Here is a 13,948-nt window from a genome sequence, read left to right on the forward strand (position 1 = left end):
CACCCGTCGCGGTGTCGTACAGCGGGGTGCCGCCGGTCGTGTGCCGGGTGAAAGGACCGCACGCCACACGACAACGGGGAGAACCACCATGCGCGTACGTGCCCTGCTTGCCGCCGCCCTGGCCGCGACCGCACTGACGGCCGGAGGCGTCGCCGGGACGGCGAACGCCGCCTCAGGCGCTGCCTCTGACGCCGTTTCGGGCGCCGCCGCTGACGCCACGGCGCCCGCGGCGCCGGCCACGGCTTCGGCGAAGGCCGTGACCAGCGGCCCGGTGAAGGCCGCGGCGAGCTTCACGGTCTGGGCGACCGACGTCAACATGCGGGACAACCCGGGCGACCCGGCCCGCTGCGACAGCCACCCGTCGGTCGCCAACTGCCCGGTCGTGGCCGGACAGTTGCAGCCCGGCGACCGCTTCGAGGCCGCCTGTCAGAAGCAGGGCGAGCCGGTCGGCGGCAACCCGTGGTGGGTCTACGCCTCGATCGGCGACAGCCGCGGCTTTGTCGCGAGCCACTACGTCGACGTCGCCGAGGACCAGCTGCCGGGCGTCCCGGTCTGCGGCGCCTGAGCGTGACGTCCGCAACCGCGGTTCCGGGGGCCCTGCCCGGCCCCCGGCCCATCACACCGGCGCGGTACCGGCGCCGGAACACCGAGAACGAGACACGGGGAGCAACATGAAACTGCGCAACGCCACCAGGACCGCCGCCGCGCTGATCGCCGTCGCCGGCCTGGCCCTCACGACCGGCCCGGTCGCACGGGCGGACAGCGGCGCCGCTCCGGCGCGGGCGGCCGCCGGGACCGGGCCGGCCGCCGCCGGGACGGAGCGGGCCGCCGCCAAGGAGGTCTACGTCTGGGCCAGTGGGGTCAACGTCCGCGTCGAGCCCGAGCTGAACGCCCCCAGCCCCGCGAAGGTCGGCCCGGAGACGCTGATCGGCTTCTGCCAGACGCAGGGCGACCTGGTGAACGACCCGGCCGTCGGTTCCAACAACTGGTGGACGCAGGTCGAGAAGCCGGGTGGCAGCGACACCCTCTGGATCAGCAACCTCTATCTCGAGGGCGGCCAGAAGATCGAGGGCATCCCGGACTGCTGACGGGTACCGCGGGGCCGGGCCGGTGGCCGCGCCACCGGTCCGGCCCCGCCCGGCGCCCGGGTGCGGCGGCCGCCCGGATCGCTGCTCGGCCCCGGGGCACCGTGGGGTCCGGGCGTGCCGTCGGGTCCGGGCATGCCGTCGGCTCCGGACCGTCGTCCGGCTCGGGCGAGCCTCCGGCCGGGCCCGCCGTCCGGTCGGGACCGTCGTCCGGTCGGGCCCGCCGTCCGGTCGGGACCGTCGCCCGGTCCGGTGCCGCGCCCTGCCAGGGCCCCGTGTCCGGGCCGGTGCCGTCGCCTTCCGGTCCGGGCGGCCCGTTCGGGACGGTACGTCGCCCTCCGGCCGGGGATGGTTGGCCGGCCGGGTAGGTCGCCTCCTCCGGGGCGGTGAGGACGCCTCCTCCGGGGCGGCGGCGACATTGCCTCCGGGGCAGCGAGGGCGCTGCCGCCGGGGTCCGGGTCTCGCGGGGGGAGATCCGGACCCCGGCCCGCCTCGCCGGACCGGAGCCGCCACTCGGGCGCCGCCCCCGTGGCCCCGGAGCCGGGGCTGCCGTCCGGGTGTCGGCGTGCGGCTCGGGTGTCGGTGTGCCGTCCCGGTGGCGGCCCGCAGGCCGGGAGGTGTCGGTGTGCCGTCCGGGTGTTGGTGTGCCGCCCCGGTGGCGGCCCGCCGGCCGGGTGTCAGCGTGCGCCCCGGCTGTCAGGGTGCGCCCCGGATGTCGGTGTGCCGTCCCGGTGTCGGCGCCCCGGCCGGGGTTCGGCGTGCAGCCCGGGAGTCGGTGTGCCGTCCCGGTGTCGGCGCCCCGGCCGGGGTTCAGAGTGCGGCCCGGGTGGCGGCGTGCCGTCCTGGTGTCGGCGTCCCGCCCCGGTGGCGGCCCGCAGGCCGGACGTCAGCGTGCCGTGCCCGTCGTACGGGCCACCGCCTTCGCGATCCGGTGGGCGTCCAGGGCGATTTCGCGGAGCGTGCCGCTGATCGGGTTGGTGTAGCCGGTGAAGTGGAGGCCGGGTGCCCCGGGCAGCGTGCGCCGGCCGTGGGCGCGGGGCCGGCCCCGTTCGTCCAGTACGCCCAGGTGCCCGACCAGTTCGGTCAGGCCCCGGCGGTATCCGGTGGCCGCTATCACGGCGTCCGGCGCGATGCGGCTGCCGTCGGTCAGCACCACCTTGCCGTCCTCGAAGGAGTCCACGGCCGCCACCGGCTCCACGGCGCCCGAGCGGACCGCCTCCACCAGCCCGACGTCCTGCACCGGGATCGCGCCCTCCCGGACCCGGGTGTACAGGCCCTTCTCGGGGCGCGGCAGCCCGTGTTCCGCCAGGTCCGGCACCGACAGCCTGCACATGACCCGCGCCACCCGGTCCACCACCGGCCGCGGCAGCCTGCGCACCAGGATGCCGCTGCGCTGTGCGGGCCATCCCGCAGTGCTGCGGCGCACGATGTGCGGCGGCGTGCGGACCGCGAGCCGTACCCGGGACGCGCCGCCCTCGGCCAGGTCGACCGCTATGTCGGCGCCCGTGTTGCCGACGCCCACGACCAGCACGTCCCGGCCCGCGTACGGCTCGGCGTTGCGGTAGTGCCCGGCGTGCAGCAGTTCGCCGCCCCAGGCGTCGCGGCCGGCCCAGTCCGGGACGTACGGAGTGTGGTTGTAGCCCGTGGCGACGACCACCGCCCGGGCGAGCAGTTCGCGGCCGCCGGTGGCACGCAGCAGCCAGCCGGGCACACCGGCACGTTCGACCGGCTCCACCCGGGACACCTCGACACCCGTCACCGTCTCCAGCCGGTGGTGCTCCGCGTACTCCTCCAGATAGCGGACGACGTCGTCCCGGCCGAGCCAGCGCCCGTACCGGCGCGGGACCGGCAGGCCCGGCAGGGCGGAGAGCCGGCGGGTGGTGTGCAGCTCCAGCCGGTCGTAGTGCCTGCGCCAGGAGGCGCCGACAGCGTCCGACTTCTCCAGCACCACGGCGCGCACGCCCAGCCGGCCGAGCGCCGCGGCCGTGGCGAGACCGCCCGGGCCACCGCCTATGACGTACACGGGGGACGTAAGGGTGTTGTCGGTCATGTGCATGACCATGAGGGTATCGTCCCGCCGCCCGGGGACAGGGGCGCGGGGGCGCCCGGACACCCGTGCGGGCGGCCGCGCGTCCGGGCGGTGACGGCACTCCGCGTCCGGGCGGTGACGGTGCTCCGTGAGCTGGTGGTGACGGCACTCCGCAGCCGGGTGGTGACGGTGCTCCGCGTCAGGGCGGTGACGGTGCTCCGTGAGCGGGTGGTGACGGCACCGCGGCCGGGAGTCCGGCGGCCCCACGCCGGGCTCAGGACGCCGGGCAGCCCACCGCCGTGCCGGACGGCGTCGCCCCGCCCCCGCGACGTCTCCCGGCCACCCGGACGTCTCCCACTTTTCCCTTGTCGCGGCGACCGCGCCTCAATAGCGTCCGCACCGCCACCCGAACCCGACCCCGGGAGACCTGCCATGGACCGACCCCTCGGCCGGCGCGGACTGCTGATGACGGGCGCCGCCGCCGCGCTCACACTGAACGGTGTGGGATTCGCGGAGGCCGCCGACGGCGACGAGAAGACGCAGGTCCTGCGCGGGCACCTGCCGACCGGGTCACCGGACTACGTGTACCTGCCGGTCGAGATCCCGCGAGGCGTCCGCGAGATCGTCGTGTCCTACAGCTACGACAAGCCGCAGGTGCCGCCCGGCACCCAGGGCAACGCCCTGGACATCGGCATCTTCGACGAACGCGGCACCGAACTGGGCGGTCCCGGCTTCCGGGGCTGGTCGGGCGGTTTCCGCACCGAGTTCGCCATCAGCGCCGAGCGGGCCACGCCCGGCTACCTGGCGGGGCCGGTGCGCGCCGGCACCTGGCACGTGGTCGTCGCGCCGTACACCGTCGCACCGCGCGGCCTCGACTACGAGGTCACGGTCACCCTGCGGTACGGCGCGGGCGGCGAGACGCCGGAGCCGGTGTACCCGCCGGAGCGGGCGCGCGGCCGGGGCCGGGCCTGGTACCGGGGCGACTGCCATCTGCACACCGTGCACTCCGACGGCCGGCGCACCCCCGCCGAGGTCGCCGAGGCGGCCCGCGCCGCCGGGCTGGACTTCATCGTCACCACCGAGCACAACACGTCCTCCGGGCACGCCGCCTGGGAGGGGCTGTGGGGCGACGACCTGCTGGTGCTCGCCGGTGAGGAGGTCACCACCCGCAACGGCCACGTGCTGGCCCTCGGCACCGACCCCGGCACCTTCGTCGACTGGCGCTACCGGGCCCGCGACAACGCCTTCGGCCGCTACGCGCGGCGGATCCGGCGGGCCGGCGGCCTCGTCGTCCCGGCGCACCCGCACGCCACCTGCATCGGCTGCAACTGGAAGTTCGGCCTGAACGACGCCGACGCCGTCGAGGTCTGGAACGGCCCGTACACCCCGGACGACGAGGTCTCGATCGCCGAGTGGGACAACACCCTCGTCGCGGCTGCCCGCGCGGGCAGCCGCCCCGGAAGCTGGCTGCCCGCCATGGGCAACAGCGACGCGCACCGGGAGGGACAGGACGTCGGCCTGCCGCAGACCGTCGTACTGGCCGACGACCTGTCGCGGCAGTCCGTACTGGAGGGGCTGCGGGCCGGGCGCAGCTGGATCGCGGAGTCCTCGCGCGTCGGCCTGTCCTTCTCCGCCGTGGGCGGGCCGGGACGGCACGCGGGCATCGGCGGCCGGCTGCGGGCGGAGCGGGACGAGCCGGTGACGGTGCGGCTGGAGGTCTCCGGCGCGCCGGGCTGCTCGGTACGGTTCGTCACCGACCAGGGGCAGCTGTACGCCACGGAGCTGCCCGCATCGGGTGAGGGCACCGCCGAGTGGCGGACCACGCCCCGCTACGCGGCGTACGTACGGGCCGAGGTGCGGCACGCCCCGGCGGACGGCGGCGCCTCCGGCCTGCCGGGGGCGATGGCGGCCATGACGAACCCGGTGTTCCTCGGCGGCGACGACTGACCGGGGCCCGGAGCCACGGCGGGTGGGCCGGTCCGTACGCCGTACGGACCGGCCCGTAGGGCGTACGGACCGGCCTGCACGGCGTACGGACCGGCCCGTGGGCCGTAAGGACCCGGCTGCCCACTTCGCCCGCGCGCCGCACGGGCCGGCCTGCCCACTTCGTCCGCACCCGCCGGCACGCCGCACGGGCCGGCCTGTCCACCCGCCCGCACATCGCACGGGCCGGCGGTCCCGGCCGTCCCGCCTCACCCCGTTCGCCCGCCCACCCCGCCCGTCCGGGGCAACCCCGTCCGTCCCGTGCACCCGCCCGTCCCGTGCACCCGCCCGTCCCGTGCACCCGCCCGTCCCGTGCACCCGTCCGTGCCAGCCGCCCGCCCGCTCCGTCCGCCCGCCCCGTCCGTTCACCCGCACGGACCAGCCGCACGGGCCGGGCGCGCCCCTCCCGGGCATGAGGTGCCCGATCGTGGGCACCGGGTAGCGCATGACTGCACTGCGACGGATCGCCCGGCCCCTGCTGGCCTCCGTGTTCATCTCCGGCGGCGCCCAGACGCTGCGTAATCCCGAAGCCGTTGCGGACTCCGCCGAATCCGTGGTCGCACCGATCGCGGAGCGGGTCTCGCCCTCCCTCGAGAACACCGAGCAGGCCGTACGGATCAACGCGGCCGTCCATGTCGTCGCGGGCGGCCTGCTCGCGCTCGGCAGGCTGCCGCGGCTGTCCGCGCTCGCCCTCGCCGTGACGCTGGTCCCCACGACCCTCGCGGGGCACCGGTTCTGGGAGGCGGAGGACCCGGGGGAGCGTGCCCAGCAGCAGATCCACTTCTTCAAGAACGCTTCCCTGCTCGGCGGTCTGCTGATCGCCGCCGCCGACACCGGGGGCAAGCCCTCGCTGAACTGGCGCGCCCAGCACGCCGCCCAGCACGCCGCGCAGCGGGCCCGCCGGGACGCCGTCCTGGTCCGCCGCACCGCCCGGGCGACGGGACCGGCCCGCAGGCGGTCCGTCACCCGGAAGGTGTCCCTGCCGGGCCGCTAGGCGTCCCCGCCCCCGGCGCCGCCCGGGCCGCCCGCAACCCCGCCCGGACCCGCGCCGCCCGGAACGGGACCTTGGCCGCCCGGGACGGGACCCCGGCCACCCGCCACCGGTACCGGGACCGCCCGGACCCACGTGCGGTCCCCGGTCAGATACGACTCGACGGCCAGCCCCGCGTCCGCCAGCGCCCGCTCGAACGCCTCCGCGGTCAGCGGACGGGACCGGAACGTCTGAGTCCACCGGCCGTCGGGAAAGTCGTACTCGCAGACGACCGCGTTCACCCCGGGGGCGACGGGGTCGGCGGACACGATCCGGACGGTGCCGCCGGCCACCTTCCGCTCCCGGGGCACGTTGTCGTGCGCGTCCGCGGGCTCCCGCTGGATCAGCACGACTCCGTCGTCCGCGACATGGCGGCGGCAGGCGCCCAGCATCCCCCGGCGGACCTCCGGGTCCGCGGTGTGCACGAGGAACGAGGCGAGCATCACCACGTCGAAGCGCTCACCGCCCAGATCCAGGGTCTCGATCGGCGCGCACACCGTCCGCGCGCCCCGCACGTGCTCCAGCATCTCGGGCGACTCGTCCACGGCCGTCACCGTGAAGCCGCGCTCCAGCAGCGGACGCGTCACACGGCCGGCACCGCAGCCCAGTTCGAGAATGCCCGCACCGGCGGGCACCGCCCGTTCCACGATGTCCGGCTCGTCGCCCGCCGGCATCCGCACGTAGACCTCCACCGCGCACCCGTCGGGCGTGAACGCCCCCGGTCCGGTGCCGTCGTATCCCTCGCGCCTGAGTCCGCTCATACGCCCCATCAGACCCCGGTACGGCATCCCGTGTCACGATCCGGTCGGGCCCGTTCCGGGTGCGACCGGTTTTCGCCCTACGAATGCTCGCCATGGCACAGACCGGGGCCGCGATCCGACGTAGCCTCGACCCTGCCCGGACAGTTGACGCCTGTACGGGCCTTGTGGAGACAAGGTGGCACTACTGACGCCGAAGTCACCGGCAAGGCAAACTGGCCTGTGCGCGAGAGGTATCCGACAGCAGGGGGCAGCGATGGACGGTGGCAGCGGACCGGGCGCACTGTATTTCACGGTGCTCGGTCCCGTACGGATCCGGCGCGGCGACGAGCAGTTGCCCACCGGCTCCCCGCAACAGCGCGCGCTTCTGGCGGCGCTGCTGCTGCGGCAGGGACGCACGGCCACGGCGTCCGAACTCGTCGACGCGCTCTGGGGGGAGGAGCCGCCGGACGCCGCGCTCGCCGCGCTGCGCACCTACGCCTCCCGGCTGCGGAAGTCCTTCGGCCCGGACGCCTCGACGACCCTCCTGAGCGAGTCCGGCGGCTACGCCCTGCGAACCCGCGACGGCATGTTCGACCTCGCGATCGCCGAGGAGTACGTGCACAAGGCGGAGAAGGCCCGCCACAACGGCGACCGGCGCTCCGCCCGCGACCTGCTCGGCGCCGCCCTGGGGCTGTGGGACGGCGAACCGCTCGCGGGCGTTCCCGGACCGTATGCCGAGACGCAGCGCAACCGGCTGGCCGAATGGCGGCTCCAGCTCCTCGAATCGCGTCTCGACCTCGACCTGGAGACCGGCGCGCACGCGGAGGCCGTCTCCGAGCTGACCGCCCTCACCGCCGCCCACCCGTTGCGCGAACGGCTGCGCGGCCAGCTGATGCTCGCGCTCTACCGCAGCGGCCGGCAGGCCGAGGCCCTCGCCGTCTACGCCGACACCCGGCGGCTGCTCGCCGACGAGCTGGGCGTGGACCCCTCCACCGAACTCAAGGAGCTGCACCAGGGCATCCTCCAGGGTGACGCCGGGCTCGCCGTGCCCAGCGAGGGGCCGACGGGTGAGAGCGCCCTCACGCTGGTCCGTCCGGCCCAACTGCCCGCCACCGTCTCAGACTTCACCGGGCGTGCCGCCTTCGTGAACGAACTGAGCGATCAGCTGGCCACCGCCGAGGGCCGGGTGATGGCCGTCTCCGCCGTCGCGGGCATCGGCGGCGTCGGCAAGACGACACTCGCCGTGCACGTCGCGCACGCCGCCCGGGACCGCTTCCCCGACGGCCAGCTCTACGTCGACCTGCAAGGTGCGGGTTCGCGCGTCGCCGAGCCGGAGGCCGTTCTCGGTGCCTTCCTGCGCGCCCTGGGCACCGCCGATGCCTCCATCCCCGACACCCTTGATGAGCGCGCGGCGCTGTACCGCTCGGTCCTGGACGGCCGCCGCATCCTCGTCCTGCTGGACAACGCGCGCGACGCTGCCCAGGTCCGCCCGCTGCTCCCGGGCACCGAGGGCTGTGCGGCCCTGGTCACCAGCCGGGCCCGGATGGTGGACCTGGCCGGCGCGCATCTCGTCGACCTGGACGTGATGAGTCCCGAGGAGGCACTCCAGCTCTTCAGCAAGATCGTAGGAGTGGAGCGGGTGGCCTCCGAGCGCGAAGCCGCGCTCGACGTGGTCGGCGCCTGCGGTTTCCTGCCGCTCGCCATCCGCATCGCCGCCTCCCGCCTGGCCTCGCGCCGCACCTGGACGGTCTCGGTGCTGGCGGCCAAGCTCGCCGACGAGCGCCGCCGGCTGGACGAGCTGCAGGCGGGCGACCTGGCGGTCCGCGCCACCTTCGAACTCGGCTACGCCCAGCTGGAGCCGCAGCAGGCGCGTGCCTTCCGGCTGCTGGGCCTTGCCGACGGCCCCGACATCTCGCTGGCGGCCGCCGCCGCGGTGCTGGACCTGGACCCCTACGAGACGGAGGAGCTGCTGGAGTCGCTGGTCGACACCTCCCTGCTGGAGTCCGCCGCGCCGGGCCGGTACCGCTTCCACGACCTGGTGCGCCTCTACGCGCGTGCGTGCGCCGAGCGCGACGAACAGCCGCCGTCGGAGCGGGATGCCGCGATGTCGCGGCTGCTGGACTTCTACCTGGCGACGGCCGCGGGCATCTACGCGCTGGAGAGGCCCGGCGACCGGGTTGTCGATCACTTGTCGCCCACCCACCGGACCGGTCTGTCGTTCGCGGACAGCGGCTCGGCGCTGGACTGGCTCTTCTCGGAGGCCGCGAGCCTTCTCGCCACGGCGCGACAAACGGCCTCCGAACGGAGCACCCTGCGCAGAGCTGCCGATTTGTTGGTGGCCACCCAGGACCTCGCCGAGTCGGGCGCCTTCTCGCACCAGTACGAACAGGTCGCCCGGACGGTGATCACCGCCGCTCGCGCAGTTGAGGACGCCAGGGCCGAAGGCCGGGCCCGCACCGTGCTGACCCATGGCCACAGTGTGGCCGGCCGGTTCGGTGAGGCCGACGCGGAGGCCAAACGGGCCTTCCTGATCGGGCAGAGCGTGGAGGATCCGTTCCCGCTCTGCTTCGCGCCCAACGACCGTGGCATCATCGCCATCTACCAGGGACGGCACAAGGACGCCGAGGCCTACCTGAGCCAAGCCCTCGACGCCTTTCGTGCCGACAGCAACCGGCCCGGCGAAGCGAGCGCGCTGAGCAATCTCTCCCGGGTGCAGCTCAACATGGGCAGGGCGACCGCCGCCGCCGAACTGGCGCAGCAGGCCCTCGACATATACCGGGACCTCGGCGTCTCACTGCGGCTGGCGAACGGTCAGTACGCGCTCGGGCTTGCGCTGACCAAGCTGAGCCGGCACGACGAGGCGCTGCACCAGCTCACCCAGGCCCTGGTGCTGTTCAGGGAGAACCGGCAGCGCCTGTGGGAGGGCATGACTCTCTTCCGGCTCGCGGAGGCCCATCTGGCCGCCAGCCGGCCCGCCGAGGCCGCGGCCCATTCCGAGCAGGCGCTGGCGCAACTGCGCAACATCGGCGGGGAGTGGCGGCGGGGCAACGTCCTCACCGTGCTCGGGAAGGCGCTGTCCTGCCTCGGTCAGGCGGACCGTGCCCGTGCGTGCTGGTCGGACGCGCTGGTGATCCATGAGCGAGAGAATGCCCCGGAGGCCGCAGAAGTCCGGTCGCTGCTGGAGCCCGCCCAGGCCGCCTGAGCCGTCCCGTGGACGTTCATCAGTTGTTTATCGGTAACCGGCACTCTCATGTTGTCGATCCGCCGCGTCGGGGGGCTAGCGGATCCGGCAGTACACCGGGCCACTAAGGTGACGGCCCGCAGAGTTCGTCCGGCGGCCCACGGGGGAGCCGCCGGACGGTTTCTGATCGGCTCCCAAACCGGCCACAGGAGAACGAACATGACTGAGAAGTCCACGCCCACCACCGGTGAGCCCGACATCTTCACGCCCGAGGACCACCACGCCACCGGCGGGACCGTCAAGAAGCTCGCCACGCAGGGGGACCACCACGCGACGGGTGGGGACCTCGACCCCGAGGACCACCACGCCACCGGAGGCTCCGCGGAGGGGATCACCACGCAGGACCACCACGCCACGACCGAGAGGCCCTGAGCCGACACGAGGGGGAACGTGGCCGCGGCGGCGAGGAGGGGAGCCGCCGCGGCCGTTTGGCATCCGGATCATCGGGAAATCACGTCATTATCCGGAGGCTTCCGTACACTGGGCGCAATCCGGACGGAAGTCATCCGCTTGCCCGCACGGAACCGTTCTCCGACCTTCGCCTGGGAGTCCCTTTGTCTCGCGCCAAGAAAATACTCGCAACTGCCGCTGTGGCGATAGCCGCGTCAGCCTTGGCGATGCCCGTCGCGATGGCCGGCCCGCCCTCCGGGTCAGCGGAAAATGTCTCGACGCAGGACCATCACGTCACCAGCGAGCCTGCTGACCGCGCAGCCCTTCCGACAACAGCGGAGTAGCGGGAACGGCAGAGCTAGGCGACAGCTTGTAACTCGATGCGATGCCACCGCCTGTTGAAGCGTGATCGATGTGGTGACCCAGCTTGGCTTGGGCCTGGATCTGCCGAGTTCGCACGGCTGATGCAGAACCAGCTGTACCCGCAGGGTGGTGTCCTGTACGTCTTGCGGGTACGTAGCCTTGCGCTGCTTCGTTGAGGAAATCTCGGACGGATTTGCTGACAGGGCTGGAGCGGTGGCAACGGACGGGACAGGCGATCACCGGTACGGTCTCCGCTTGGCAGAGCTGAACGCAGCCGGTCTCATCGGTTAATCCGGTGGTGGGTGGACGGCTTGCAAATCTGCAACCTGCGATCGTGCAAGGACCTGATTCCGCCCTCTACGGCGGCCGCTGTCACTGTAGCCCACCCGAGGGCGCACTCCTGCCGTACCCGGTGATCATCCGTACCGCGCGATGGTGCAGATAGAGACTTGCCCAAACTGCTCCTTCGCACGCTCTGCGGCTGTTCTATGCCAGTGCAGTCTGTCCCGCCTTGGCGGGACAGACTGCACTGGCTCACGGCCTGATCGCGCAGCCCTGCACGCCGGTCGAAGGCTCCCTTCCGCAGCCACTACTGTCACCGCCCGTCAAGGCTGATCAGCGCCCTTGGGATTGTGCGTCGTTCGGTGTGACTCCCGGTCTTGGAAGATGCGCCGACGGCTAGTGACAACGTGACCAGCTTCGAGGCTGTCAGGTCGACGGAGGCTGCGCCATGAAGGCCGTGGACGGTCAGTCACTGGTGTTTCTGACACTTCTTGGTCGACTTGCCCGATATATCAATTTGACTCAAGGTGGCGAATCTGGACTGAGTCCCATTTACGCTACGCGATTTCGCCGAATGTTGTTCGTTATCAGCCAGAAGCTTGCGTGCGCCGAATCGTGTATCAGTAAAGTCATTACTGCAAGAGCCCAACGATCGGAAAGTGGAGCTGGAATGACGCGAACAGGCGTACCGTTGTCACCTTGGCCGTAATCGCAGCAGCCCTGGGATCTGCTGCTCCAGCGATGGCAGACAACCACCAGACTGGTGGGGACGTTAGGCCTCTGGACAACCACCAGACCGGCGATACTCCGTAGCCGCCCCGTTCCCCTCCCCAAGTGAGGCGGGCACGGCATGCGCGAAGCATTTGCTGGCTTTCCGTTGACTTCGTGCTAGCCATAGGCAGCACAGCCTGATGGGAATGCATGGCTTATGCCGACAGCTCAGCGCTCGCGAGCGCTGAGCTGTCGGCATCTCCTGTGGGCCGTCAGCCCGTGCTGGTCCTGCCGGCCCTGCGGACCTCGCAGCGGGTGACCTCCGAGCCGTCGCCCGTCCCGGTGTACGGCGTCGTCGCCTCCGTCTCGGCCTTCTCGCCGGACGGCACCGGGAAGTCGGTGACCGTCGCGGTCCCGGCCGTCGCCGTGGCGGAGCCGGTGTCTCCGGCCGTGCCCTTGAACGCGACCGTGATGTCGTACTCGTAGTCCGTCAGGGCGCTGTCGTTCTCCACGGTCAGCGTGGCGGTCATGTTCTTCCCGGCGGCGTCGAAGCCGCACTCCTTGATCTTCACGTCGCGCAGCGCGCTGTTGCCCCCGCTGCCGCCTCCCGTGGTGACGCCGGTGCTGCCGCCGGACGTGCTGTCCGTACCGTCGTCGCTGTCCCGGTGGGAACCGCTGCTGCTGGAACTGCTGCCGCCGTCGCATCCTCCGCCACCGGAACCGCGGGCTCCGGTGAGCGCGACGAGTGCCACGGCGCAGACGGCGACGGCGCGGGCATGGCGAAGCTTCATATGGTGATCCCCCGATGACGAGAACGGCCGGAAACGGCCGACTTGATGAGTGCGCGTCACATTAACAACGGGGCACGGGCCGGTGGTCATGCTCCGGGGACCGGCCCGTCACAGCCTTGTCACAGGCCACGCCACCGGGCCCACCTGCGCGGTCCCGGCGGCGTCCGGGGCACCCGGGGAGAGCCCGGGGCGGGTCACCTAGGCGGGCGGGCCTGCCCGGTGCCCTTGAGGGCGTCCAGCGCGTACACGCACCGGTCCTTGCTGCAGGCGTAGACGACACCGTTCACCGCCACCGGGCTGCCGGTGATCTCCCCGCCCGTCGCCAGCTTCCAGCGCAGTTGCCCGCCGCCCGCGTCCAGCGTGTAGAGGCAGTGGTCCGCCGACCCGAAGTGCACCCGGCCGTCCGCGACGACGGGCGCCCCGATCACCTCGCCCTGCGCGGCGAAGCGCCACTTCGGGGTGCCGGTCACCGCGTCGAGGGTGTAGAGCGCGCTGCCGCTGCCCGCGTGCACCGAGCCGTCCGCGACGAGCACCGGCGCGATCGACTGCCGGGACTCGGTGGCGATCCGCCAGCGGTCGCGCCCGTCGGCGGGGTCCAGGGCGTAGACCGTGCCGAGATAGTCGGCGACGTAGACGCCGCCGCCCGTCACCGCGGGCCCCGGCGCGAAGGCGGGCGGGCTGAGGAAGGCGGCGGGCGCCTCGAAGCGCCAGCACACGTCCCCGCGTGCGGTGTCGATCGCCAGCACCCGGGTGCCGGCGCAGACGTATGTGACGCCGTCCGGCGCGGCCAGCAGCCGCACCGGCACACCGCCGCAGGACGCCGCGTCGCCCACCGGGTACGACCAGCGCTCGGCGCCGGTGCGCGCCTCGTGGGCGCGGAGCCGTCCGTCCGCCCAGACGTAGACCACGCCGTCGTGGAGCTGCGGGCCCGACTCCGGCGTCTCGAAGTCGGTCTGGGCGCCGGTCAGTTCCCACAGCCGCTCGCCGTTGCCCGCTTCCCACGCCTGTACGCCGCCGCCGCGGGTGGCGGTCAGGACCGTGCCGTGGTCGGTGCGCAGCGTGTACGCCCAGCCCTCGGTGGGCTTGCGCCACAGCTCGGAGCCGTCCTTGGCGTCGAGCGAGTACAGCGTCGGGCCGTCCGAGGCGTGGATGCGGCCGTCCGAGACGGACATCGCCCAGGCGACGTCGCGCGTCTTGAAACGGCGGCGGCCGGAGGCCACGTCCAGCGCGTGCACCTCGAAGGAGGTGACGTAGAGCAGGTCGTCGGCGACGACGGGCGTGCCCCAGACGTCGTTGGACATCC

10 protein-coding genes are annotated in these 13,948 nt (G+C 73.1%); 6 read left to right on the forward strand and 4 right to left on the reverse strand.

Features of this window, described 5'->3' with window-relative positions:
• Window positions 1-88: 88 nt before the first annotated feature.
• Complete coding sequence (locus GCU69_RS32010; RefSeq protein WP_098753289.1) at window positions 89-565, forward strand: hypothetical protein; 477 nt, start codon at window positions 89-91, stop codon at window positions 563-565.
• A gap of 106 nt (window positions 566-671) precedes the next feature.
• Complete coding sequence (locus GCU69_RS32015) at window positions 672-1,088, forward strand: peptidase M23 (protein ID WP_107644926.1); 417 nt, start codon at window positions 672-674, stop codon at window positions 1,086-1,088.
• 883 nt (window positions 1,089-1,971) lie between these two features.
• Here the strand turns inward: GCU69_RS32015 and GCU69_RS32020 are convergent.
• Complete coding sequence (locus tag GCU69_RS32020; RefSeq protein ID WP_408055871.1) at window positions 1,972-3,141, reverse strand: flavin-containing monooxygenase; 1,170 nt, start codon at window positions 3,139-3,141, stop codon at window positions 1,972-1,974.
• Window positions 3,142-3,546: 405 nt separating this feature from the next.
• Between GCU69_RS32020 and GCU69_RS32025 the strand changes: the two genes are divergently transcribed.
• Complete coding sequence (locus tag GCU69_RS32025; protein ID WP_156207954.1) at window positions 3,547-5,061, forward strand: CehA/McbA family metallohydrolase; 1,515 nt, start codon at window positions 3,547-3,549, stop codon at window positions 5,059-5,061.
• A 481-nt stretch (window positions 5,062-5,542) separates the two neighbouring features.
• A complete protein-coding gene (locus GCU69_RS32030; protein WP_098754712.1) occupies window positions 5,543-6,091 on the forward strand; it encodes a DoxX family protein in 549 nt (182 codons plus the stop codon).
• Here the strand turns inward: GCU69_RS32030 and GCU69_RS32035 are convergent.
• A complete protein-coding gene (locus GCU69_RS32035) occupies window positions 6,088-6,888 on the reverse strand; it encodes a class I SAM-dependent methyltransferase (RefSeq protein WP_156207955.1) in 801 nt (266 codons plus the stop codon). The two genes, GCU69_RS32030 and GCU69_RS32035, sit on opposite strands and share 4 nt — an antisense overlap.
• Before the next feature lie 253 nt (window positions 6,889-7,141).
• On the opposite strand from GCU69_RS32035, the gene GCU69_RS32040 reads away from it, so the two are divergent.
• Both GCU69_RS32040 and GCU69_RS32045 read left to right on the forward strand, forming a co-directional pair.
• Window positions 7,142-10,069, forward strand: coding sequence for an AfsR/SARP family transcriptional regulator (locus tag GCU69_RS32040; RefSeq protein ID WP_098754711.1), 2,928 nt, complete (start codon window positions 7,142-7,144; stop codon window positions 10,067-10,069).
• 198 nt (window positions 10,070-10,267) lie between these two features.
• On the forward strand, window positions 10,268-10,480 hold the full coding sequence (locus GCU69_RS32045) for a hypothetical protein (RefSeq protein ID WP_098754710.1): 213 nt from the start codon (window positions 10,268-10,270) through the stop codon (window positions 10,478-10,480).
• A 1,646-nt stretch (window positions 10,481-12,126) separates the two neighbouring features.
• Here the strand turns inward: GCU69_RS32045 and GCU69_RS32050 are convergent.
• Both GCU69_RS32050 and GCU69_RS32055 read right to left on the reverse strand, forming a co-directional pair.
• Complete coding sequence (locus tag GCU69_RS32050; RefSeq protein WP_156207956.1) at window positions 12,127-12,645, reverse strand: hypothetical protein; 519 nt, start codon at window positions 12,643-12,645, stop codon at window positions 12,127-12,129.
• A gap of 194 nt (window positions 12,646-12,839) precedes the next feature.
• Window positions 12,840-13,948, reverse strand: a 1,109-nt coding sequence (locus tag GCU69_RS32055; protein WP_156207957.1) for an outer membrane protein assembly factor BamB family protein, incomplete at its 5' end; no start/stop codon positions are given.

The organism is Streptomyces lycii (assembly GCF_009735685.1).
Taxonomy (GTDB): domain Bacteria; phylum Actinomycetota; class Actinomycetes; order Streptomycetales; family Streptomycetaceae; genus Streptomyces; species Streptomyces lycii.